This window comes from Shimazuella sp. NTD247 (assembly GCF_059510415.1).
This window is the reverse complement of the sequence record NZ_JCAJZU010000004.1, coordinates 69,902-94,578: the sequence shown is the minus strand read 5'-3', so window position 1 is coordinate 94,578 and position 24,677 is coordinate 69,902. Positions and strand designations below refer to the sequence as shown.

The window sequence follows — 24,677 nt, the reverse complement described above, 5'->3', positions numbered from 1 at the left end:
CGAGAGAAGGAATATTATTGTGAAGTTTAGTGTATTAGCAAGTGGTAGCTCTGGAAACGCCCTTTACATAGAAACAGAGGACACTAGGTTACTTATCGATGCTGGATTGAGTGGAAAACAGCTGAATGCTCGTCTTGCACAGATCGGAGTGAATCCAGAAAACCTTACTGCGATTTTAGTAACCCATGAACACATCGATCATGTAAAAGGACTGGGTGTCATGGCAAGAAGATACCAGCTACCAATATACCTAAATGAAGCAACATATCAACACTTGCCGTCGAGTGTTGGAGATATTCCTTCTACTCTTCTGCATTTTTTAGAGACAGGGGCATCGCTGGCAATTGACGATATTGGAATTGAATCAATAGCCATCTCCCATGATGCAGCAGAACCTATTGGATTTCGCTTTTACAAAAAGGATGAATCTCTCGCTATTGTAACTGACTTGGGTTATGTAAATGAAAAAATCATTCGTTCATTGGATGGAATCGATAGTTTGATTTGGGAAAGCAATCACGATGTGAATATGCTCAGAATGGGAACATATCCTTGGAATGTAAAACGCAGAATTCTTGGTGATACAGGGCATCTATCAAATGAAGACTCAGCTGCTGCTCTTTTGGAAATTGTACGTGGTGTGGGAGAACAAGTTTATCTTGCACACTTAAGTCAGGATAATAATTTACTTGAATTAGCACATTTAACTGTAAAAAATGCATTAGAAGATGCAGGGCTTATGGTAGGTACTGATATCAAACTTCGAGAAACATATCCTGATCGAGCAACATCTCTACAAGAAGTAAAAATACAAACAGCAATAACCAGTGTGTAAATTGCATATTCTATCATGTAGTTTCAAATACTTTGTAGGTAAGTAATGAATAGCAAAAGATCAAAGGTACATCTCCAGTATTTATGCTAGCATGTACATGATCTTTTTACTCAGTGTTCTCCAGGAGGATATGTATGATGGGGTATTATAGCAATGACAACTACTATAACAATGGACGGCCGCGGCGTCGTTCCTATATTTTCTTAAGTCTCGTCTCCGCAATAATCGGCGGATTGATTACCTTGCTGTTTGTACCACTGTTAAGCAAACAAGGATATTTTCAAAACACGGAACAACAACAAGCAAGCGAACAATTTGCCAATACCAAAACGACCAGTGTAAAAGTCAACTCGCAGATTACGGATGCAGTAAATAAAGTTCGTTCAGCTGTCGTTGGAGTAGAGAATATAGGAAGTTCTGACGATCCCTTTAGCAGTGAAAATGTAAAACAAGGAACAGGCTCAGGAATTATTTTTGAAAAAAATGGAGATAAAGCTTTAGTTGTTACCAACTTCCATGTGATTGAAGGTAACAAAAAAGTACAAGTAGTTGTTCCATTGAGCAATGATAAATCCAAAACGGTGCAGGCAACTGTTTTGGGATATGATCAGATAACTGATTTAGCAGTACTGCAAATTCCTTCAGCAGGAGTGACAGAGGTTGCTCAATTTGGAGACTCAGAATCATTACAAGCTGGGGAACCTGCGATCGCGATCGGTAATCCACTCGGACCACAATTTTCTCAGTCCGTTACCGTTGGGGTTATCAGTTCGCCAAAACGTACCATTGATGTTTCCGAAACCAATGCCACTGATGTGATCCAGACAGACGCAGCAATTAACCCAGGGAACAGCGGGGGAGCCCTTGTTAATGTTGCAGGACAAGTAATTGGTATCAATAGTTTAAAAATTGCTGAGAGTGGAGTGGAGGGCCTTGGTTTTGCAATCCCTAGTAACGATGCAAAACCAATTATTCAACAATTAATCAGCAAAGGGAAAGTACCTAGACCTTATCTTGGTGTACAATTATATGACTTACAAGAAATGCTGCCATCTGTTTGGAATGAACTGAAATTACCTACTACTGTACAGAATGGTGTACTGGTAAAAACCGTAGACAGCAATACACCTGCAGCAAAAGCTGGTGTAAAATCACGTGACGTAATAGTAGCACTTGATGGAAAAGCAGTTGCCAATAGCTCTGAGTTACGCAAGTATTTGTACACAAAGAAAATCGGCGACAAAGTTACACTCAATCTATATCGAAATGGACAAAAAACATCTGTTACGGTAACGCTTGCCGAAGGACCTAGTTCCTAATAATCTATTGTTTAAATAAATGCTTCGCATTCATTTGCGAAGCATTTTTCGATGGGAGGTAATTTAGATGTTATACGCATGTGATGAACATTTGGATTTTGTAATGGAAGATTTTATTGACGAATATGAAGTGGCTCCTACTTTGGAGCTACTTCATATTTCCAATAAAAAAGCTTGTAATTGGTGTAAAAAGCATGCTTCCTACGTGCTTTTACAAGAAGGGGAAGAAGACATTGCAGATTAATTTAATAGCAGTTGGTAATTTGAAAGAAAAATATTTACGTGAAGCTTGTCAAGAGTACTTAAAAAGGTTACAAGCATACAGCAAAGTAACTATCATAGAAATCGATGAAGAAAAAAAAGGACCGCCTGCAATATGCAAACAAAAAGAAGCAGAAAGAATACAAAAGAAAATGACAAATGATACTTTTGTAATCGCCTTAGCAATCAAGGGTAAAAGCTTTACTTCTGAGCAATTTGCCGAAAAAATAAACGACCTCGGTACCTATGGAAATAGCCATCTAACCTTTATCATTGGCGGCTCAGATGGATTATCAGATGGAATAATCAAGCAGGCAGATTTGCAAATTTCCTTTTCAAAAATGACCTTTCCCCACCAGCTCATGCGTGTCTTTTTATTGGAGCAAATTTATCGGGCATTTAAGATCATTCGCGGCGAAAATTATCATAAATAAAGCTCCTATTCCATCTCTTATTCTGCTTCATAAAATGATGAAAAGGCGGTTTTGCAATGGAAGAAAAGGCAAATTTATTTTTGAGAAATTTTAAAGAATGGGCTGACCAACAAACCCATATAAAAGGTGTGGCGGTTGTCGGCTCATTGGCAAGGGGTGATTTTCACGCAAAATCAGATGTGGATTTAACGATTATTTCTACGAATGTAAACTTAACTTTAGAGACCATTAAAGACAACTTTCATTTCGGTATTATTGAGAGTAGCAAACATGAATTATGGGGTATTTTGACCTCTCTAAGAGTTTTTTATAATAATGGATTAGAAGTAGAATATGGAGTTGTAACAGACCAATGGGTTAAAAAGCCAATTGATGAAGGAACAATAAATGTAGTGAAAAATGGTTTTAAGATCTTAATAGAAAAAGAGAATATATTTTACAATATAACAATGTTTCTAAATAATGATGAAATATTCAAAGAAAAATAGACCATTATTTTTATGGATGAATGGTCACAGGAGTTCCAATTTTCACTCTCCTCCCTAAATCTTCTACATCTTTGTTATACATACGAACACAACCATGTGAGACCATTTTTCCGATAGAGGATGGGCGGTTTGTTCCATGGATGCCATAGTGAGGACGAGATAACCCCATCCATAACGTTCCAAAAGGACTTAATCTACCGCCTGGATGACTGTATGGATATGGAACTTTGTTGATAATGACATAGTTGCCAATCGGCGTACGTGTAAGCATTTTCCCGATTCCAATGGGATAACTTTTAATTAAGTTATGTCCATTGTATAGAAATAATTTTCTCTTGGATAAGGATATATCAATATTGGGCATCGTTTCACCCCTTTTTCCATTAGTTTATGGATGGAAGAAAGAGAGTGTGAATAAAGCAACAGCAAACCCAGTATGAGCAGAATAACATTTTCCTAAAATTATCAGGATCATTATAAAAAAAGGATATTCACCCCTTCGGTCAGGAGGGTATATCCATTCATAAAAAAATTCTGTTCTATAAAATCAGAAAATCATCTTCTTTCGCCTGACATTCTTCCAAAAACTCATTTCATTCCCGTTTTCAGTTTTGCATATGCAATAATTTTCGGCTGATTGGTTTGATGCGCAAATTCCATCGCTTTTTCTTTTTCTCCATTTTGCATATATGCACGCACAATTGCTTTGCCTCTACGCAGTGTAATTGCTACACTATCTTGCAAGCGAAGAACTGTATGATAGTCTTTCTTTATAATTGCTTGTTCAAAAATAATAATTGGCGAATTGCTCTTTAAAGCTAAAAGCTGATCCCATTTTTGCTCTTCTTCCGCAAAATGTACAATACTTTCAGCATAACTCGGATCGAGATCAAGAGCATATTGCAACTGCTCCGTTTGTAAATAGGTATACAAGACCACTTGGCGGTCTTTTTTGGGTACAATTGAAAATGGAACATGTTTAAATTCTGCAGCTGCTTCTTTGTATTTTCCCATGGCAGCAAAATGAATGCCATTTTCTAACGCTTTGGCCTGTAGTTGTACTTGATTCTCTACCGGTTCAGCATGATTTATTTTTTGTTCCGGCAAGAGATATGGAGTCAAAAGCGCGAGAACACCAAGAGAGATCGCAATCCATTTTGGTTGAATAGAGATGCCCTTTTTTTTCATCTTTTGGATGGATGTATTCCTTTTTGGTTCATTTTTGGGCTTTTTTATTTTTGAAAAAAATGATCTGCTTACCTTCGAAGAGGTTGTTTCTTCTACTTCTATTGTATGAGAGTAATCTAACTTTTCCAGCTCTCTCCATGTCGAAGCCTTCATTATTTTTTTTGCGACGGGAGCAAATGCTGGATGTAACTTTGTCCATGCTTCGTTATTTAATCGTTTGATCTCACCAAATGAGACTGAGGATAATAAATAATATATTAGTTGTTTTACTTCTGTGAGAATAGAGTTTTCTTCCTGATAAGGAAGCAACCCATGCACTCCACGAAACAAAACTTTTACATCATGGCTGGGACCTACTATCATATTTATAGGATGAAAAAAAGTAAAGACTTGGCTCTGTCGCTCAAAATACTGTCCAATAAATAATAACTGATGAATAATCTCGGATATCGACTTTTCCAAACGAAATTTTTCTAAAGGAAAATAACCAGGATCAATTTCAAAAAAAATACGAAACAGATTGTCTTCTATGTGATTTTCAAATGTAAAGGGAGCAGCACTTTCAATATCTGGTACTGCTTCGCTATATTCTTGATAACTATGTATATGTACTTTCGAAAGCGGCAATTCATAACGAACTTGATTTGCATCTAACACAAAAGTCCCATCTCTATGTGATATTCGCTTCAAACAATAACTCTCCTTATTAAATAAGCTCAATGGTCATCTATCTAAACCTGCTATATCATTATCTCTCTGATCCTTTGACCGCGTCGAAACCCTTTCCGTTGATGGTATACGTTCTGTATAATCTTTTTCTAATGTTTTTATCTCTTTATGTGCAGCAAAGAAATCTTTCACCAGTTTCCATTTGCCATCCATAAAAGCAAAAGTTGGGTTAAACTCGCCATTTTTATCAAAATAGCCGAATATCATCTGATTTTCTTGGAAAAGATATGGTGATTCATATGGGATTTTATTTTCTGGAACAATCATATGATTTCGAGTAGAAGTGAATCCATTTCCCGTATAAGGATTGTATGGGAGATTGTCAATGAGTCGTCCATTTTTATCAAGACCGATTTCTCTATCAAAAGGAATAACACTATTTTCATCTATATTTGTAGCATCAAAGTAAATTGCATAAGTACGATTCCGACCATTTACAACATGAGGGCTGCCCCCAAAATCTATACGAAGAACACCATATGTTATCTCTGCTTTATTAAATATATCGTTGTATAAGTTAGCATCAGCCCAAAAGCCAGCTACACCTTTGAAATTATCTCTTCCTTTTTTCTTTCCATAACCGAGGTGACTCCATGATTCATTAACATGCATTACCTTAAATCCTTCTTTGACAGGGGGGATCAGTAATCGAGATTCCTCCACAAACTTCCATTCTTCATTTGTCAGACAACATGCTGGCAAATGTATGAGACTCATAAGTCTTGTTAACTTTTCTTTACTGTATCCTTTCTTTTCTAAAGCTTCTGAGAAATAATTCGGTGTATAACCCACTCGTTTAACATCTGCGGAACGGCTAAATTTGAAGTAAGTTTCGGGAGTGTTCAATACATTAAGAATAAGTTCTAATTTTTTATCCATTGGTAAATTAGGAATACCAAGTATGTCTTGTCTTACTTTTTTTATCCTCTTTAAAGCATCTTCCTTTTCCGAGTCAGTCATACAGCCTAGTCTTCCTAAATCGGTAGAAATATAAGGTTGAATAGCTGAATCAGATCGTAGATCCCCCTCAAGTTTCCTTAAAAAATTAGTCGATCCACTTAAATAATGTAAATTAACTATCCCTTTTAATTGTTCTATTCTTCTAATCGTATTTTTTAATAGGGGAGAACTATTTGTTATAATATTCCTACCAATTTTCAAATCAAGTATAGCTATACTTTTTTTCAAAGATTCTTTCTCTCGATAAACCCTAATATGTCCGAAGTTTTTTTGTTTTAATATATATTTTTTATTATGGGATATATATTTTTGTACCATTTTATCTGACATTAAGATTTTAATAATTATCCCTCCTTTGTATAATTAATCAAATCAAATGTGCTAACATTGTTATTCTCATCATATTCAATACTTACCTCGAACTTACTCTCTCCAAATCTTGTAATCCCATACTTTTGAATTACTCCAACTTTAGTTTTAGTTTCAACTCCAATTGGTTCAAAAAAAAGATAATCAGCCAACTTTTTCTCTGTATTTTCGCGAGTATCTCCAATAACAATCATGGCATCAAACTGTTCTTTTAGTTTTCTAGCAATACGAATTTTTGAAATCTCTTCTAACTCGCGATAACTTACCAAAATTTCATTTTCATCAAAAATATACTCCCAATGACCTTCATCTTCGTAAATGTCACCATAGTAGCAAATCGTTTGATTTCCTTTGTTTATCTCTTTTTTTAATTCCAATGAACCTCGCTGAAGTTGTTCTTCTACATAATATCTTGGTGCTCCAATCATCTTTTCCCCTCCTCATTCAAATTTATCTTTCAAACCCATCATATTTGATATCTTTTGGTTTTTGCTCTTGCTGCACGATAGGCTCTCTCCCTGATCGATCAAGATCAGTTGTTTTGATTTCTTTGTGAGCTTCAAAAAAAGCTTCCACAGACACCCATTTGTTCTGCATATAAGCGTGCTGGGGGTGAAATTCTCCTTTGTTGTCAAAGTACCCAAGAATCATCTGACAGTCTTTAAGCGGAATAGCATTATCTCCGTTAATCTTAAATTCTGGGATGATCATATTGTTTCGTGCAGATGTATAGGCGTTTCCTGTATGCGGATTATGCGGGGCATTATCAGATACATTGCCTTTGCTGTCCACCGTTATTTCCCGCTGTACAGGCGGAATACATTTTTCTCCTACTTCTGATCCATAAAAATAGATGGCATAGGTTCTTTCGGTATCGTTGATAAAATGGTTCGTATTTGGGTAATCCAGCCGCAGAACAGCTAAGACCAAATCTGCACGGTTAAACTTATTTTCATACAGCGCTTCGTCAGCCACAAATCCGATTATTCCTGTAAATTCTCCTTTTAAGTATCTATCTATTTCACTATCGTGGATGACTCTTACTCCTTCTTGAATCGGAGCAAATACTGCACGTGTTTCTTCTAGAAATCTCCATTCTTTTTCTGTTGCACAACAAGCTGGCAGATGAATATAACTCATCAACTTCGTAATATCTGCTTTACTATAACCATTTTCTTCTAAAATTTTCGAAAACGCATTTGATGTGAAACCATTTTTCATACAGTCATTGGAGCGGCCAAATTTGAAATAGGTCTCGGGGTTATTGAAAATTTTTCTTAAAAGTTTAACTTTATCATCTGGAGGCATGTCCATTTTTTTTATATCTTCCCGTACCTTATCTAACCTTTTATTCATTCCTTCAATTTCTTGTTGATCCATCCTTCCTAATTTTTGAAGGTCATCATGAAAGTATGAAAAAATCATTTTATCATTCTTGATTGATTCATTAATTAAACTTGCAAACTTGTCGTTTTTAGTTAGTTGATATAATGTAACTAAACCATTAAAGGAATCCACATTAGTCAAGACATTCCCTAAAGATGGATATTTTTTTATGATTCTTTTTGTTACCAATAAATCACTATTGTTTATCCTTCTTAAAGATATATTTCCACCCTTCCTTTTTGATGAAAATACATTTCTTGAAAAAGCCTTCATTACATAATGTTTTGTATTCGATAAGGAATTTAACAACATTCGATCTGAAAATAAATAACTGATTTTAAAACCTCCTCTTAATTTTAAAAAGTACTGCTAGATCAATTTTCGATTTACAACTTTGCCTGATCTATCATAATAAACAGCTATATAAGCTTTTGAATTACTTTTACTCTTTACTCCGTACTGCTGTACTACTAGTTCATCAATAGTCGATTCTCCTCCAATAGGCTCAAAGAACATGTGTCTTTTGATAATAGTTTCCATTTCTTTTTTATCTGTACCCAATATTACAAAATTATCTAGATCCTCACTTATATTTTGTTTAACTATTTTCTCTAACACATCATCCAGTTTTCTATAACTTACTAATATAGAACTATTATCATAAATATATTCCCAATATCCCTCTTCATCTAAAGGATCTCCATAATAACAAATCGTCTTATCTCCATCTTCCACCTCTTTTTTCAACTCCAAAGATCTTCTTCCTAATTCCTCTTCTATATAATATCTTGGTAATCCGATCCAATCTGACATATAAGCATCCCCCTAATTTAAATCGTCTGTTTGAATAAATCGTTTTCGCTTTATCTCATCTTTTGAATTGTAAATCATGAGAAAAACTTCTTCTTCTATGTTAGCTTCTACATATCCATATCTTTGCATGGATTCCCTGCCAATTGAATCGCGTTGTATCTCGCCGATAGGGACATATCCAGCATCTGCTAATATCTTTTCTGCTAGTTCTTTCTCTGCACCCATTTTTATTCTTTTTAATGTATCTAATCTCTTCTCATATATCATTCGGAGTTGTCCTTTCAACTCATAGCAATGCAGCAGCTTGCCTTTTTTATCATAAACAAAATGCCAATATCCATCTTCCTCTTCTTTATCACCGTAACAACAATTAATAATTCCTTGGGCAATTTCCGTTTCTTTTTTGCATATAAATTGAAATTGGCTGGTTAGATACTCTTCTACAAACAAACGGTTTTCATCATTTTTTACATTCATACGATACCGATAATCTGCTCTTTTATGCTCTTCTTCCTGAAATCGAACAAGTACTCCATTGTCATTTAAACCAACTTCAAACAGCAATGTATCTTTTTGCTCTTGTGTTGTTTCAGGAAGATTTTCTTCAAAATATCCCATGAACTGTTTTAATACTTCTCTTACTTTATCTGTATGATCATGAATTTCATCAGGGGAAGCTGGACCATTAATGGTTCCGATAGCTTTTAATTTTTGGTTTAATTCTTCCAATTGCTCTGGTTTTAAATGTGCTCGTATTTTTTCCTCTATTTTTGCTACACGTTGCTGCCGTTCAATTGCTTCTAACAATTCCTCTATCGCAAAGTTATCTGCCACTGATCTGCTCCATTCTTATATTATCTTCACTTTTATTATATCAATCTTTTTTCCATATTTTTGTGAATTCCTTATTTCATTTCCTTTCTTCTCCTTTTAATCGCTAGGTATATGGTTGAATCATCCAAAAATACAAATTATTATTTATGGAAATAGGTTTCATAAAATGTTTGTCGAATTAATATCAAGGTTGAAAAAAGTTATATCAACGAGAAAGAGGAACATACCAATGAATATTCAACAACTAAGAGCAAACGCAAAAAATGGGAATATAAAAGCCATGTATCAACTTGGGATGCAGTTAACTTCGAATACAAAATCTCCTTCCCAAGAAGGCGAAAAATGGCTGATAAAAGCCGCAGAGAAAGGGGAAATAAATGCAATCTATCATCTTGGGAGCAAATATTTTACTGGAGAAGGCGTCGCCATTCACTCCAAACAAGGGGAAAAATGGCTGCGAAAGGCGATTGAACTAGGCGATGATCGTGCTATGAATGATTTGGCTGGACGTCTTTTTCAAGGAGCAGGTGTAAAAAGAAATCAAGCTGAAGCTTACCAACTCTATTACAAAGCAATCAATCTGAAAAATTCTAGAGCAATGGCTAGTTTTGGAGTCATTCTCATTGAAGTAGAAAACAAGTGGGAAGAAGGAAAAAAGCTTTTATTAGAAGCAATTCAACTAGGTAACGTGTATGCGATGACAGAATTAGGATGGAGGTTAATTGAATACAAAGAAGAATGGCAGCAAGGGGAAAATTATCTACGCAAAGCTTCCGAAGCGGAAGAAGCCTATGCTCTTTTTTATTTAGGACAATTTATTGTCAATGATTTACTTCCTGGATCAGGCAAGGAGGCTTTTCAACTTCTCCAAAAATCAGCAGAAAAAGGGCATCCTGATGCGATGCGCCTGCTAGGAAATCATTTGCTAAGCGGAGAAAAATTGGAGAAGAATACATCTATTGGCTTGCAGTGGTTACGAAAATCTGCATCTTATGGAAATCTAGAAACAATGTTTGATCTAGCAGAATATTTGATGAGTGAAGTTCGCACGCAAGAGGCAATGGATGAAGCTTTTATGCATTTGACAAAAGCTGCTCAGTTTGAACACCCCATTGCCATGCAAGTGCTCGGCAAAATGTTAATAGACGGTTTTCATATCGATAAAAATATAGAAGAAGGGATTTTTTGGCTGAGAAAATCAGCCGAAAGCGATATTCCAGGTAGTATGTATCTACTCGGAAAAGAAATACTGGAAGGCAACATTCCTGAAAAAACCCCTAGTGAAGGGATCGAATGGCTGAGAAAAGCTGCTACTCATTTTCCACCAGCTATGTATGTACTGGGCTATCATTTATTAAGAAACCGCGAAACTGCCGAGGAGGGTATCTTTTGGATTTTAGAAGCATCTAGGGCAGGTGTACCTGAAGCCATAGATGCAATTGCAAAAATGGAAAACCAAGAGACGAATGAAGATTGACTTTATTCTTTAAAAAAGAAAGCTCATGATTATTTAACCATCATTCTGATGTACCCATCATGAGCTTTCTTACAGCTAACACGTTTAACCTTTGAATATTGGTTATTTTTTTTGCATATTGGTATAAAAAGTACGCAATAAATGAAATTTTTTTTCTAGATAATCAGGAGCTGATGATGGTAGTTTGGTTAATTGCTCTTCTAATTTTTTTCTTTCTACCATTGATAAATGAAAGCGAATTTGTGTCTCCAGACTTTCGACTGTCGCAAGTAAAGAAGAATCCACAATATTGGCATCTTCCTCTCTGGAATAAGTTTCCTCTAACCTCTTCTCCTCTATTTTATCATCTGCTCTGTCCTCCTTCATGGGAGCATCATATTGAAAACGGCTTAATCGATTATCAGCATGAATCATCCCCTTAAAAAATTCCCATTGGTAAGTTTTTCGAAGTTTCACGGGGAACATTCCTGACGTCAATAGTATCCCTTCATTTCGATCCATACGAGTCAGCTCATCAGGAGTGATCAGTAACCGTTCTCCATACTGTTTGGACAGCGAATTATTTTTCTCTTTTCCTTTTGTCTTAGAAATCGACTTGGTCTCAATTGTTGTCTTTCCAATCAACTCGGAGAAATACTCTGCTGTCATTTTATCATCTACTCCGAGTAAATACCGTAAACTACAATTTCCAATAATCCCTTCAGCCTTTTCCTTCGTATATTTATCCACTAATTGCCCCATCGACTGAACAATGGAACTAATACTTATCCCATAGCTTCGACATGTTGCTAATACTTGCTCAAACCGAGGTATATTCCCGATATTCACAAATTCATCCAGCAGGAAATTTACTTTTACAGGCAGCCGGTTATAGTTATGATCTGCAACATAATAGAGACGCTGAAACAACTGTGTGAAAAATGTAGAAGTAAGAGGCTCCCAAGTCGAATCTGCAATCGGCAAAATACAATAGACAATCATTTTTCTCTTGCCTATATCATCAAGTGAAAAATCACTCTTTTTTGTAAATGCCCGCACATCTTTGGCATCAAATTTAGACAATGTTATCCCTAAAGAAATAAAAATGCTTGCTCTTGTACGGTCTTCCGCCATTCGTACAATCAAATATGCTTGATAGGCAGGATGGTCAGAAGGTAATTTGCCAAAAAAAGCATCCATCTCTTCCGGTGTACGTCCGTTTACCGTTAAAATTTCTTTTACTTTTGCAAGGTTTGCCTCGTCTGGACACTCATACTTTACATAGAGCAACAATGTTTTTAAAAGCGCAACTTCCGCACGCGTCCAAAAATCATTCTCGGGCTGCTTCTCCCCTGCATTCATCACAATTGTCGTTGCTACTTGTTCTGCTTCAATTTCTTTGTGAATATAGTCGATTGGATTGTATCGATCACTAATATCCATCTCTAAAAAATTAAGTAAATGAACCTCATAGCCTTGCTCTCTTTTTACTTTTGCTGTGAGTTCATATATCTCTCCTTTTGGATCAGTTACTACAATCGAGCGTTCTTGTTCATGAAGCAAATTTGTCAACAGATATGCTTGTGTCTTCCCTGAACCTGGGGAACCGATTAAAAATACATTCCGGTTCGGTATGGTTGTCTCTTCTGGTAAAATAAGCGGACGATTGTGATATAAACCAAATAAAATACCTGCTGGATTTTGCAAATTATTTTCCGGCCTTTTATTCCATGTATGCTTTGCAAAATGCTTATCATCCATCAGCTCTGATCTTTTGGCAAATCGGGATGTCCCATGTGCACCGTAGGAGGCTGCATGCTTATACTTTCGGCCAGCTAAGAAAAAAAACGATTTATATGTGATTACACAAAACAAAACCAATGCGATTACTTGAAATTGTATAAATAGATCAATCGAGGTAGCTTGTTTGATAATATCAGGGAGCTTCGTCCAATCAAAGGAGCTATCCAACATACCTGACGGAACTGCGACCAAAAGTATAGCTACACAAATATCTATCAATAAAATTGCAAAAATGGACAATAAAACAGCCCCAATAATGGGGCGTATATAGTTGTTTATTTGTATAAGTCATCTTCCTTTCTTTAATATGATCTTATAACTTTGAAAAACCAGTAGTTATCATCTTAGCGATACCAATCGACCCTGTTGAATGCATCCATTCCTTTAAAAACCTTGGTGTTCTTATTAATAAAATGAAAAATCCTGTACTGTATAGGAAACCAAAGATCGATTTACTATCTAACGATAGGTATTTAAGTCCCATAACGAGTATAAGTACTTGCACCGATTGTGTAAATATGACAGTAAGCAAATTTTTCCACCAAGTAGGAAAAAGATCAAAATCCTGGTTGATACTCGTAGCTATGACAATCGGACCAATAGCAACTAATAGTGCCATTTCTGCATACCTTACAACCATTTGAATACACACAACAAAGAAACAAAAACCGATTGCCGCCATTAAAAATATAACGATTGGATTCTCAGTCATGATAAGTTCCACACCTGTTAGTAATGGTAGTGTCAAATCAGTCATACTTACCGATTCCAAAATTGCTTTTACGATATCATTATTCAGCAAGAGAAGTTTTCCAAATATCCATGGCATTGATCCAATCATCACAGCGGCAAAGACCACTTTACGAAATAATGGCATTAACTGGGATTGATTTTCCTGAAATGCATACATTGCCAGAATTCGAATGGACTGATAGGAGAGAAACAGCAGCAGCACTGTCCAAGAAAACTCGCGCAATCCATTTGCATAAAGATTAAACCCAGGCATTTTACTAAAATCATTACCAGTAAATAAGTAGAGATCAAAGATAGAACTAGTATTTTTAATCGTAGTTTTCGATTGATGAATCATCGATTTTTTAATTTGACATCCTACCGCTGTCAAGTCACAATCTTTATATGCTTCTTCTACTTTTTCCAGTTCTTTTTCTGCTTTGCTATGTGCTTGTTCAGCTTTTTTATATTCTGCAGCTACCGTTTTATAATTCATTGCTGCTTTTTTGTATATTACTTCTACTCTTTTTCGTTCTTTTTCTGCTTTTTGTGCATCTGTCTCCGCTGCTTTTATCTCTTCTGCATCCCCATCTTTCTTGACATCTTCGAGATCATCTTTTGCATCTTGGGCATCTTCTTTGGCATTCTCATAGTCATCTTTCGCATCATCTAAATCATCTCTTGCTGTATCCAATTTATCCTTGGTTTCTTCCTGTTTTGCTTTTGTTTTCTCTTCCTTTTTTCTTGCTTCTTGTAATGGATTTACCTGCTTAACTGGCTTTTTTTCCGCTGCAAAAGAAGTTTCGATTGTAAAAAGATTCATTAATAAAAAACCGACGCAAAGAAAAAGATTAAAATAATTTGTCCTAAACATATTTTCGTTCCTTCACGTCCTTTGGATCGATTTCACTCATAAAAGGATTTCCTATCTACCGCCATATTTCTGCCCATACCAATTTGCATCCCACAATTTTAGTTCTTCCGGAGTTAATTCCACTTGAATATGCACCTTCTTACTGCCAACTACATAGATGCCTTTCCCGGCGTTCTGGTGTTTGTCTGCATCTTGAATGACAAGCAGCCGCTGTTCCTCCTCAGAGAAGTTTTCCGAAGTCCTTTCTTTGATGCTGTTCATTTCCTCTTGTACCATCGGTAAATACAGCTTGGTTACTGAGTTTAAAATGACTGCTTCCCCATAATTTCGTGAACCTTCTACTGCACTAAGAAAATCACCTACTTGCTGTGTAGCAGAAGTCACTCCACCTGAAAAAGAACGAATGAGCTTGTACATGGATGCTAGAAACTCCATCGCCAGTGGATTTTTTGGATCAGACAAGATATGTGCTTCATCCACAAAAATCTGGTGTACTTTCCGCTTGTCCATTGTGACATCATCCCATAAAAATGTAAGGATATTATACATCGCTACCTGCTGCAGATCGCCTTCATTACGCAAGTCAAATAAATCAAATGCAATTAAATCATTCGATAAATCTACATTCGTAACTCCATTAAATGCTTTGGAATAAGAACCTTCTACATATGGATAAAGAACTTGATAAAAACCCGCTAAAGGAGTATATTGCTCATCGGTATGCATGAGCAGGTCTATTTTTTGATACAAATCAAACATGGTAGGATAGTCGATACTTTGTTTCGATTTAAAGTTAGTATTCCAGTCGATTCCTTTATCCCGGTATATTTCTACTAACACTTTTTCTAGCAGTGCCATTGCTACTTGTTGTTCTTTTAATTTTTTATACATTAAGGTAAACATCGTTTTTAACCGTGAGATTTTTTGATGAAGTAAAGATGCTTCTAACGGTTGGCCGGCTTCATCAGTGGCAATCGTCGCATTCATAATTTCAAACGGATTGATTACATTGTCATTCATCGGAGAAATCTTAATCCATTCTCCGCCTAGTTTTTGTACCTTTTCCCCAAATTCTCCCTTTGGGTCAACAATGCGGATTGTTGTGTCCTGCATCCACCTGCGCATAATATCACCAAAAAGATAGGTGGATTTTCCACCGCCGCTTGTTGCAATCACTACTTCATTTCGATTTAATAATTCATCATGATCGACCAATACGATGCTATTGGTCTTTAAGTTTTTCCCTTTGATAATTCCCTTTTCACTGACAATTTCACATTCATCAAACGGAAATAATGAGGAGATTGCTTCGCTATCAAAGTTGCGGTAAGTCATCTCAGGAATTTTATGTGAGCGAATTGGCAATACGCTTTGGAATGCTTCTAACATACGAAAATTCGGTGTTAATAATTTTATTGATTTACTCATCTGTGTTTTGACTTGATGGGTAATTGTATTTAATTTTTCAATACTATCCGCTTGAATATGTACAAGCATATGCTCGACAAACATTTCACTGGAACCATTCACCAAGTTTTGTAATAAGATTTCTGCATCTTGCAGGTCATTTTCTAATTGAATTTGATCCACTGGTCGAAGCCTTGGTTCCTGTAGACGTGATTTGTATTCAATCACTGCTCTGTTCAATGCTTTGATCATTTCATGTGAAGGAGTTGGTACAATATGATGAATCACCGAAACATTGGACGAAATCGTATGCAATTTCTCCAAGAAACCTGCCTCCACCTGGTTGGCAAAGTGAGAAACTGCTAGTGTCCTTACATAATTGCCTCCTAAACGCAAATAATTCGCGTTTTCTTCAATACTATCTGGGGAAAAAATATCGAGCAATGAATTCTCTTCCGTCACCAATTGCTCAATATCGGCTTCTTCCACTGGTTTCGCCTTTTGAAAAAAACGGGAAAACACGATTACAGTTCCTCCCTTGCCTTATATTGTTCAACAGCTTTTATCAAGTTGCTTTGTCCAATCATATATGGATATTGTCTTTGATACGTTCCAGCAGAGAGCTGTGCATTTTCATAGTCAAAGAACATATGTATATATTTCGCTAATTCATGATTGAGCAATTCTCTAACTTGTAACTTATGGCGATATAACATATCTTCAATGGCTAACTTTATATCTTTGGTTCGTTGTTTTAACTTTTCTATTGCTTGTTCCTTGCCAGAATCAGTCGTAAATGACTCGTCCAATATCACATAACGGCTACGTCGAATCATATCCCGATCTTCTTGCAGCTCTTTGGCATATGTGATATAGCTATCCAGCATTTTTTTCTTAAATGGATTTTGCAGACGATTTAGCTTTGTTTTTAATTGAAGAATGTATTCTTCTAAATCCATCGGCTCTGCTACCCGTGCTATTTGCAGAGGATACCGAAGTCCACGTAAAAATGCCTCATAACCTTCTAATACTTCTTTTTCTTCCGCATAAGACATCAAATGAGTATTTACAGCACTGACAGATAGCACTTTAATCAGTCTTTTATCATTTGTTTCCATCATTTCATTATATATCGTCTTTATTGGGATTAAATCTTGGGCAGTACGCAACTTACTTTATCTCTCCTCTATTTTTTTGCCATATGGATATACTCGTTGACGTCTATTAAATCGCAATCTCCAAATTAATTGCTGATACAACACAATATTTTTTCTTTCTGGAATTGGTTTAACGAACAACATAGCGGCTCCAATCGTAACCGGAAACAATGCTAAAAATAAGCGGTATGATAATTGCCACGATGTAGGAATGATATACATGTAACAAGCGATTCCAATTAAACCCAGGGGAAATAGAATAAGTCCATCACGAAGTGTGATATTCCGCCAAATATGAAAGGATTTTGTGATTTGATTTGGAATGAGAAAACGCTTTTTTTCCGAAGCCATAGTAATAAACCTCTTAAAGAGATCCGTGCAACCAAGTAACAATACTTTTTGCCATGAAACATATAGCCGCAGCAGCCCCAACCCACCACAAGCCAGATTTTAGTTTTGCACGTGCATGTTCATCCGATGCTAACATAGAAGCAATGCCTAATCCAATAAAAGCTAATATAGCAATTGGTGTTGCAATACTTAACAATCCATCAATAACATCATTTGTCAAAAAGTCCGATACCTTCTGAAAAGGGCTTCCAGCATCAGCAGGAGCCTTTTTAGAAGCTTCTAAAAAGATACTCTTGAATTCCATTAAAATAACATCCTCTCAACAGTAAAATTATTTTTTGATCCCTACTTATTATAAGGTTTTCCATTAGCATTATCCTGAATTGTTATTATCTTTCATAAATTGTTCTCGTTTACAGTTCTTACCTACTTAATAAATTGGTTATAATGAAAAATTAATTTTATTTATTTATAGATCTAATAATAAAAATAAAAAAACTGCCCAATGGCAGTCTGATCATCATATTATTTTTTATTGTATTATCCTTACGAAATTCTCAAATGATACTGGGTTATAACGCATAAAGAGATCTGGTTCGATTAACTCTACTTCCATTAGTTTGTACTGCCCCTCTTCATTCTGAAAAAAGTCTACTCTCATATAATTTGAATGCATTGGCAGAACTTGTAATACATAGTTTGTGAATTCAAGCATTTCCCTATTAACAACTATTAGTTTTTCCGTACCGCCATATTGAGACTGTACCCGATACTCCCCGTGTTTGGGTAATTTGTGTATACCATGTTGAAATACACCATCAAAGTATACAGCAGAATATTCGCCATTTGTTTGAATCGAAGCCTCATATTTCTGCATGAGTACTATCTCATCATATAGATCTTGTTGCGTGATTACTTTTTCCAGCTCTCTTTGACTCCAACATAACCAATTTCCTCTTCCGCCAGCGGATATTACCTTCTTGACTACTACTGGATAATCTACTTCCTCGCTTTTCAGTAAGTCACTACCTTTTAAGACTTTTGTAACTGGCACAGCCACTCCCTTTTCTTGTAGTTCAATTAGGTAACGTTTGTCGATATTCCACAAAATTAGCTGTGTTTCATTTATAAAAGATACTTGTTTGGAGAGGCTATCCAGCCAGCTGCGAAATTCTGCTAAATGTTGGACGTAATCCCATGTAGTATGTAAAAAAACTGCATTGAACATTTGCCAGTCTACTTTTTGGTCGTTCCAAACAACGATTTCTGTATGCCAGTCTCTACGATTCAATGCCTTCATCAAATCCGATGTATCTTTTGCTCCATTTGGAAAAAGCTCAGATGTAGCAAGTGCTATTTTTCTATTTTTCAAAATCATATACTCCTATTCTAAGGTTCTATCAATAGCATATAATATTCCACAGAAAAGGATTCCAATTGGTCAAAATAAATGTGAGACATTGCTTTTCATTTATTAATATGTTTTATTGATGTTAGATTGCTATTTCCTACAACTGTGTGAAAGGCTCAGCATGTCCAAGCGCACCATTAATGGCGACAATCGTGAAATCATCGATGACCCTTCTCTTGTATTGGAACTCAATGGTACCAACTATGGGATCATCCGTGTCAAGGCCATCGTCCTCCGCGCCAATTATGATAATGGACGGATCACTGCCGAAAAGATCACCTATGCAGGAATCGATTTGTCCAACATTGAACAGATGAGGCGAGGAGATAAAATCCAGCATGGGACGATGATCCTTACCAAGACAATGAGAGGTTGGAAGTTTAGCGATGATAATAAGCTTACCATTGATAATGGAATGCTTATTATGCAGGCTCCGCGGGTCACTCGTCTGGACCATGCTTAACTGTTGTAGTGCTCCAGTTCTTTTTCGGGAGAACTGGAGCTCCACTAATTGCATTGTGTTTATAGAGATTAAAAAAATGAAAAGTGTAAATCTTTTGCAATCATAAAAAACATCCCTGACAAATAAAAAAGTATTCAATATAAAAAACATCCTCTATTTTTATAAGAGGATGTTTTAACTTATACATATACTGGTCTTACTTGGATTGTTTGATCACGATCTGGTCCAACTGAGAAGATGGTCAATGGGATACCAGTCAATTGGGTAATTCGTTCAATATAATGCTGTGCAGCTAGTGGTAACTCATGAAGGGTGCGAGCACCGGTAATGTCTTCTGTCCACCCTGGTAATTCTTCAAATACTGGCTCACACTCTGCTAATATGCTAAGATCAGCTGGATAATTTTCAATGATTTCATTTTTGTAACGATAAGCTGTGCAAATTTTTACTGTGGGAAAACCTGTGAGAACATCGATGGAATTAAGGGATAAACCTGTAATTCCGCTAACACGTCTTGCATGTCGCACTACAACGGAATCAAACCAACCTACACGCCGCGGTCTGCCAGTTGTCGTTCCATATTCCCGACCTACTTCACGAATTTTCTCACCAATTTCATCATTTAACTCAGTAGGAAACGGGCCGTCACCTACGCGAGATGTATAGGCCTTTGCCACTCCGATAACTTGGTGGATTTTCGTAGGTCCTACACCGGATCCAATACAAACTCCGCCAGCTACAGGATTGGAAGATGTAACAAATGGGTATGTTCCTTGGTCGATATCCAACATGACCCCTTGAGCACCTTCAAACAATACACGTCTGCCTTGATCAATCGCATCGTTTAGAAAAACAGAAGTGTCTGTTACATATGGGCGGATGCGATCTACCACAGCCATATACGTATTATAAATCTCATCAAAGTCCAAGCCTTCTGTATGATAAAGCTGTTCCAATAAACGGTTCTTTTGCTCTAAATTACGACGCAATTTATCAGCAAAAACACTTGGTGTAAGAAGATCAGCGACCCTAATCCCAATACGTGCAGCTTTATCCATGTAGGCAGGGCCGATACCTTTCCCTGTGGTTCCGATTTTATCGGTTCCTTTTTGTGCCTCTTCTGCTTTATCCAATTTGATATGGTAAGGCATTATCAAATGAGCACGATCAGAAATTTTGAGGTTGCGAAGATCCACTCCATGACCTTCCAGATAATCTAACTCTTCCACTAAAGCAAGTGGATGAATAACCATACCATTTCCAAGTACACATTTTTTATCCCCGTAAAATATCCCAGAAGGAATTAAATGCAATTTGTATTTCGTTCCACCAAATACGATGGTATGCCCTGCATTATTACCGCCTTGGTATCTTGCAACAGTTTCTGCTTTCTCAGCTAAAAAATCAGTTATTTTGCCTTTTCCTTCGTCTCCCCACTGGGTTCCAACAACAACTGCGGTAGACATGTAATCCCTCCAGGGTGCTATTTCATTTCAAGCCATGTACATTTTATAGTGTGTAACAGAACATGTCAAATGAAAAAACGAACATTAACCCAAATCATAGGCTTTATATTCGTTATTTTTGCGGCCGAATCTCCAGTGATAAAAATTTATTGTAGTTTTTTAAGAACAACAACTCTACTCTCCCTACTGGTCCGTTCCGCTGTTTTCCAATAATAACTTCTGCTATATTTTTTTTATCCGATTCTTCATTGTAATAATCATCTCGATAAAGGAAGGCAACCATATCTGCATCTTGCTCAATGGAACCAGATTCTCGCAAATCAGACAGCATTGGACGTTTATCTTGTCTTTGCTCAACAGCTCGAGATAGCTGCGATAAAGCAATAATCGGGACATTAAACTCTCTTGCCATCAATTTTAGCGAACGGGAAATCTCGGAAATTTCTTGTTGCCGGCTGTCAATACCTCTCCCAGATATTAGCTGGAGATAATCGATCATCACCAATCCTAAACCGTGCTCAGCTTGCAATCTGCGTAATTTCGCTCGAATATCAAACACAGTAATCCCTGGTGTATCATCGATAAATATAGACGCTTCGCTCAACGTACCAATCGACATGGTTAATTTTTCCCAATCGTCTTCACTTAGATTACCTGTACGAAAAGCCTGAGCATCAATATTTCCTTCTGAAGCAATCATCCTCATTACCAATTGAGCTGATGACATCTCAAGGCTAAATATTGCCACCGTTTCCCCAGTTCGTAATGCGACGTTTTGAGCTAAATTAAGAGCGAATGCAGTTTTTCCCATACTCGGTCTTGCTGCTACAATGATAAGATCGGATTTTTGGAACCCCGAAGTCATTTTATCTAGATCAATGAATCCTGTAGATAATCCCTTCAAACCGCCTTTGTTGTAATGTAAAGATTCTATTTGTTCATAGGACTCGACTAAGACATCTTTAATCGCAGCAAATGAACCTTTAATTCTACGTTTGGCAATATCTAGAATTTTCTTTTCCGCTGATTCCATGATACCAGTAATATCTTCTTCACTTGTGTATGCATCACTAATAATTTCCGAAGCAGTTCGAATTAAATTTCTCTGCATCGCTTTTGTTTCAACAATTTGAGCATAGTAATCTACGTTGGAGATAGCAGGGACAAGAGCAGCTATTTCAGTCAAATAACTGACTCCCCCTACTTCTTCCAACAAATTTTTATCTTGCAGGAGCGCTGTTAGTGTTACCAAATCTATTGGTTCCCGCTTTTCTGCTAATTCATTCATCACTTGAAAAAGACGTTGATGACCTTGGCGATAAAAATCTTCTGCACGTATCCGTTCATTAACATTTGTGAGTACATCGGGATTTAATAATATCGCACCTAATACTGCTTGTTCTGCCTCCATATTTTGAGGTGGTAGACGATCTGATATTAAGTCACTCATTTTAAGTACCCCTTAAGATACCCCTCATTATTTTCCTTCTTCCACTATTATTTGTACGGTTAGGGTAGCTGTTACTTTTGGATGTAATTTAACAGGAATTTTAGCAAACCCTGCTTCTTTAATTGGATCTTTTAAAGCTATTTTCTTCTTGTCTAAAGCGATTTGGAATTGGTTTTTAAACGTCTGGCTGATTTGTTTCGAAGTAATAGCCCCAAACAAACGCCCGTCTTTCCCGGCTTTAGCATACAGCTTCAATGTTTTTTCTTCTATTTGTTTTGCCAGTGATGTCGCATCTTCTAATTCTTTCTTTTTACGTTCTTCATCCAAACGTTGCTGTTCTTTTAAAGAATTCATGTTACCGCCAGATGCTTCTACAGCCATTTTTCGTGGAAGGAGAAAATTTCGTCCATATCCTTCTGCTACCTCTTTTACTTCTCCTTTTTTTCCTGTACCTTTTATATCTTGAAGTAAAATCACTTTCATTTTACGTCTCCCCTTCGTTGTCTAACATTTCCTTTAGAAGTGATAATAATTTTTCCTCTGCTTGTTCAACGGAAACACCTTTGAGCTGACAAGCTGCATTTGTCAAGTGGCCGCCGCCGCCCATATCTTCCATGATCACCTGTACATTTAATCTTCCTGCAGACCTTGCACTAATTGCTACTAGTTTATCTTCCCGATTTGCAATCACAAATGAAGCTTCAATACCGTGAATGTTTACAAGTGCATCTGCAGTCTGAGCAATCGTTATTTGATTATAATAATGATCTTCTTCTCCCGCCACAATAGCATAGCGATCATAGACGATTTTTGCATGCTGTAATAACTCTGAACGATTCATTAAAGCTGGCAGATCTTCACGCAGTAAAGACTGTACTAAGAACAAATCAGCTCCATGCCTGCGTAAAAAGGAAGCCGCCTCAAATGTTCTTGAACCTGCACGTGCAGTAAAATTTTTCGTATCAACAACAATTCCTGCTAACAACGCTGTCGATTCTAATGGGTCTAATGTCAGCTCATCTTGATATTGTAGTAACTCTGTAACTAATTCACAAGTAGAAGAAGCATACGGCTCTATATATGTAATCACCGCATCTTCTACATAATCTTCGCCTCGGCGATGATGGTCAATGACAACAATTTTTTCTGCTCTCTCAATCACTTCTGGCTCCATAGCAAAAGACGGCTTATTTGTATCGACTAGGATAAGTAGTGTACCAGGTTCTTCAATTACTTCTAGTGCCTCAGAAGTAGAGACAAGATTATCCCCTAATGTATGTTCTTTTAACTCTCTCATTAAACGCTGGGTAGTCATATCCGGTCGATCCACCACCATAAAGGAGGGTCTTTCATGAAGAGAAGCAAAACGCATCATGCCGATAGCAGCTCCCAATGCATCCATATCGGGATCACGATGACCCATCACTAGTACTTGTTTGCTATCATCGATCATCTTTCCAAGTGACCCAGAAATAACACGGGCCCGTACCCTCGTTCGTTTCTCCATTGCATTTGTTTTGCCGCCGAAAAACTTTACACGTTCCTTGCCTTGTACAGCTGCTTGATCTCCTCCGCGAGCCAGTGCAACTTGCAGCGCAGATTGTGCATGATTGGATCGTTCCACCATAGTCGCTCCAACATTTGTTATTCCTATACTTAAGGTAATTGGAATCTTATGCTGCCTAGTCTGTTCTCTAACAGTATCCAAAATATCAAATCGATTTTGAATGAGTTGTTCCAAAGTTTGTTGATTTGTAACAACAAACATTTTGTCGGTATCTATACGTTTTAAAGCCATATCATATTTTTTTGCCCAAGTTGTAATGGTATGTAAAATATTGGCTTGTAGCTCTGCTTCTTCTTGATCAGATAATCCCTGGCCAGCTTCATCATAGTTATCCAATTGTAAGAAACCAAGAACGGTTCTTTCTAATTCTATTCGTTTATGCAACGTAGCAAGAGGTGTAACATCTTGAATCATAAATAAGCGATTTTCCGGATAATGAGTGAACTGGTAAGAGTTTTCTCCCATTATTAATGAAAATGATCTACCAGATGGGGACTCTGGTGTTGGGAAAATTTCCGTTACAGGTTGATCGATCAACTGCCTGTCACCAAACATTTCCTGAATAAAAGCGTTATGCCAAACAATCTTATTATCCTCATCATATAAAAACACACCGATTGGCAATGTTGTCAGTGTCAATCTACTTGCTGTATCTAATTGATCAACTAAATCTTTGGTGTAGGATCGGAATGGTCGTAAATAAATCGACTCTACAAAGACTATCCCCACAATAAGCACAACAAAACTGACAGCCATAAAAGCCATCATAAGCCATCTATGAGACCACCAAGCATAACTGGTCCAAACTATCCACAATAAGGCACAAATAAAAAATAATCCGCGCCATCTAGCTATAACAAATTTCGGCATCGTATTTCCCTCACAGCGGATAAAGAGTTATCCATCGAACTATATATGTCTATT

Annotated in this window: 25 protein-coding genes; 7 read left to right on the top strand and 18 right to left on the bottom strand. The window is 36.7% G+C overall.

The annotated features are described in order from the left end of the window. The first annotated feature begins 19 nt into the window (after window positions 1–19). The 5 genes from AC5WOC_RS11195 to AC5WOC_RS11175 all read left to right on the top strand — a co-directional run bounded on the left by AC5WOC_RS11195 (window position 20) and on the right by AC5WOC_RS11175 (window position 3,337). Complete coding sequence (locus AC5WOC_RS11195) at window positions 20–835, top strand: MBL fold metallo-hydrolase (RefSeq protein ID WP_496055503.1); 816 nt, start codon at window positions 20–22, stop codon at window positions 833–835. 137 nt (window positions 836–972) lie between these two features. Then, complete coding sequence (locus AC5WOC_RS11190; protein ID WP_496055836.1) at window positions 973–2,154, top strand: S1C family serine protease; 1,182 nt, start codon at window positions 973–975, stop codon at window positions 2,152–2,154. Between the two features lie 67 nt (window positions 2,155–2,221). Beyond that, a complete protein-coding gene (locus tag AC5WOC_RS11185; RefSeq protein WP_496055502.1) occupies window positions 2,222–2,398 on the top strand; it encodes a CxxH/CxxC protein in 177 nt (58 codons plus the stop codon). Continuing rightward, the gene (gene rlmH, locus AC5WOC_RS11180) at window positions 2,388–2,849 is read left to right on the top strand and encodes a 23S rRNA (pseudouridine(1915)-N(3))-methyltransferase RlmH (protein ID WP_496055501.1); all 462 of its coding nucleotides are present in this window, start codon (window positions 2,388–2,390) and stop codon (window positions 2,847–2,849) included. Before AC5WOC_RS11185 ends, rlmH begins: the two co-directional genes overlap by 11 nt. Before the next feature lie 56 nt (window positions 2,850–2,905). Further along, window positions 2,906–3,337, top strand: a complete 432-nt coding sequence (locus tag AC5WOC_RS11175; protein WP_496055500.1) for a nucleotidyltransferase domain-containing protein — start codon at window positions 2,906–2,908, stop codon at window positions 3,335–3,337. A gap of 10 nt (window positions 3,338–3,347) precedes the next feature. Here AC5WOC_RS11175 and AC5WOC_RS11170 read toward each other — a convergent pair whose 3' ends face one another. The 7 genes from AC5WOC_RS11170 to AC5WOC_RS11140 all read right to left on the bottom strand — a co-directional run bounded on the left by AC5WOC_RS11170 (window position 3,348) and on the right by AC5WOC_RS11140 (window position 9,616). Beyond that, window positions 3,348–3,701 (bottom strand): L,D-transpeptidase, encoded by a 354-nt coding sequence (locus tag AC5WOC_RS11170; RefSeq protein ID WP_496055499.1) that lies wholly within the window; start codon window positions 3,699–3,701, stop codon window positions 3,348–3,350. Window positions 3,702–3,925: 224 nt separating this feature from the next. Then, window positions 3,926–5,215, bottom strand: coding sequence for a hypothetical protein (locus tag AC5WOC_RS11165; RefSeq protein ID WP_496055498.1), 1,290 nt, complete (start codon window positions 5,213–5,215; stop codon window positions 3,926–3,928). A 33-nt stretch (window positions 5,216–5,248) separates the two neighbouring features. Further along, window positions 5,249–6,532: a hypothetical protein gene (locus AC5WOC_RS11160; RefSeq protein WP_496055497.1), complete on the bottom strand. Its 1,284-nt coding sequence runs from the start codon at window positions 6,530–6,532 to the stop codon at window positions 5,249–5,251. Between the two features lie 26 nt (window positions 6,533–6,558). After that, window positions 6,559–7,011, bottom strand: coding sequence for a hypothetical protein (locus tag AC5WOC_RS11155; protein WP_496055496.1), 453 nt, complete (start codon window positions 7,009–7,011; stop codon window positions 6,559–6,561). Window positions 7,012–7,033: 22 nt separating this feature from the next. After that, window positions 7,034–8,110: a hypothetical protein gene (locus tag AC5WOC_RS11150; protein ID WP_496055495.1), complete on the bottom strand. Its 1,077-nt coding sequence runs from the start codon at window positions 8,108–8,110 to the stop codon at window positions 7,034–7,036. 228 nt (window positions 8,111–8,338) lie between these two features. After that, window positions 8,339–8,782 (bottom strand): hypothetical protein, encoded by a 444-nt coding sequence (locus AC5WOC_RS11145; RefSeq protein ID WP_496055494.1) that lies wholly within the window; start codon window positions 8,780–8,782, stop codon window positions 8,339–8,341. Between the two features lie 12 nt (window positions 8,783–8,794). Then, window positions 8,795–9,616 (bottom strand): hypothetical protein, encoded by an 822-nt coding sequence (locus AC5WOC_RS11140; protein WP_496055493.1) that lies wholly within the window; start codon window positions 9,614–9,616, stop codon window positions 8,795–8,797. Window positions 9,617–9,845: 229 nt separating this feature from the next. Between AC5WOC_RS11140 and AC5WOC_RS11135 the strand changes: the two genes are divergently transcribed. Beyond that, the gene (locus AC5WOC_RS11135) at window positions 9,846–11,093 is read left to right on the top strand and encodes a tetratricopeptide repeat protein (RefSeq protein ID WP_496055492.1); all 1,248 of its coding nucleotides are present in this window, start codon (window positions 9,846–9,848) and stop codon (window positions 11,091–11,093) included. A 102-nt stretch (window positions 11,094–11,195) separates the two neighbouring features. Here AC5WOC_RS11135 and AC5WOC_RS11130 read toward each other — a convergent pair whose 3' ends face one another. The 7 genes from AC5WOC_RS11130 to AC5WOC_RS11100 all read right to left on the bottom strand — a co-directional run bounded on the left by AC5WOC_RS11130 (window position 11,196) and on the right by AC5WOC_RS11100 (window position 18,768). Continuing rightward, window positions 11,196–13,115, bottom strand: coding sequence for a VirD4-like conjugal transfer protein, CD1115 family (locus tag AC5WOC_RS11130; protein ID WP_496055491.1), 1,920 nt, complete (start codon window positions 13,113–13,115; stop codon window positions 11,196–11,198). Window positions 13,116–13,188: 73 nt separating this feature from the next. Next, complete coding sequence (locus tag AC5WOC_RS11125; protein WP_496055490.1) at window positions 13,189–14,430, bottom strand: conjugal transfer protein TrbL family protein; 1,242 nt, start codon at window positions 14,428–14,430, stop codon at window positions 13,189–13,191. 102 nt (window positions 14,431–14,532) lie between these two features. Beyond that, the gene (locus AC5WOC_RS11120; protein WP_496055489.1) at window positions 14,533–16,410 is read right to left on the bottom strand and encodes a VirB4 family type IV secretion system protein; all 1,878 of its coding nucleotides are present in this window, start codon (window positions 16,408–16,410) and stop codon (window positions 14,533–14,535) included. Between the two features lie 2 nt (window positions 16,411–16,412). Beyond that, the gene (locus tag AC5WOC_RS11115) at window positions 16,413–17,057 is read right to left on the bottom strand and encodes a TraC-like domain-containing protein (protein WP_496055488.1); all 645 of its coding nucleotides are present in this window, start codon (window positions 17,055–17,057) and stop codon (window positions 16,413–16,415) included. A gap of 6 nt (window positions 17,058–17,063) precedes the next feature. Next, the gene (locus AC5WOC_RS11110) at window positions 17,064–17,396 is read right to left on the bottom strand and encodes a hypothetical protein (RefSeq protein WP_496055487.1); all 333 of its coding nucleotides are present in this window, start codon (window positions 17,394–17,396) and stop codon (window positions 17,064–17,066) included. 13 nt (window positions 17,397–17,409) lie between these two features. Then, a complete protein-coding gene (locus AC5WOC_RS11105) occupies window positions 17,410–17,700 on the bottom strand; it encodes a pilin (protein ID WP_496055486.1) in 291 nt (96 codons plus the stop codon). A gap of 228 nt (window positions 17,701–17,928) precedes the next feature. After that, complete coding sequence (locus AC5WOC_RS11100; protein WP_496055485.1) at window positions 17,929–18,768, bottom strand: ATP-grasp domain-containing protein; 840 nt, start codon at window positions 18,766–18,768, stop codon at window positions 17,929–17,931. A gap of 160 nt (window positions 18,769–18,928) precedes the next feature. On the opposite strand from AC5WOC_RS11100, the gene AC5WOC_RS11095 reads away from it, so the two are divergent. Beyond that, window positions 18,929–19,270 carry a hypothetical protein gene (locus tag AC5WOC_RS11095; protein WP_496055484.1) on the top strand — a complete coding sequence of 114 codons (342 nt, stop codon included), beginning with the start codon at window positions 18,929–18,931 and terminating at the stop codon, window positions 19,268–19,270. A gap of 179 nt (window positions 19,271–19,449) precedes the next feature. Here AC5WOC_RS11095 and AC5WOC_RS11090 read toward each other — a convergent pair whose 3' ends face one another. The 4 genes from AC5WOC_RS11090 to AC5WOC_RS11075 form a co-directional block, all read right to left on the bottom strand. Then, entirely contained in the window at window positions 19,450–20,736 is a 1,287-nt protein-coding gene (locus AC5WOC_RS11090) for an adenylosuccinate synthase (RefSeq protein ID WP_496055483.1), read from the bottom strand. Window positions 20,737–20,848: 112 nt separating this feature from the next. Further along, on the bottom strand, window positions 20,849–22,186 hold the full coding sequence (dnaB, locus tag AC5WOC_RS11085; protein WP_496055482.1) for a replicative DNA helicase: 1,338 nt from the start codon (window positions 22,184–22,186) through the stop codon (window positions 20,849–20,851). Between the two features lie 27 nt (window positions 22,187–22,213). Continuing rightward, entirely contained in the window at window positions 22,214–22,669 is a 456-nt protein-coding gene (gene rplI / locus AC5WOC_RS11080) for a 50S ribosomal protein L9 (RefSeq protein ID WP_496055481.1), read from the bottom strand. Between the two features lies 1 nt (window position 22,670). Further along, window positions 22,671–24,623, bottom strand: a complete 1,953-nt coding sequence (locus AC5WOC_RS11075; RefSeq protein WP_496055480.1) for a DHH family phosphoesterase — start codon at window positions 24,621–24,623, stop codon at window positions 22,671–22,673. Window positions 24,624–24,677: the final 54 nt, after the last annotated feature.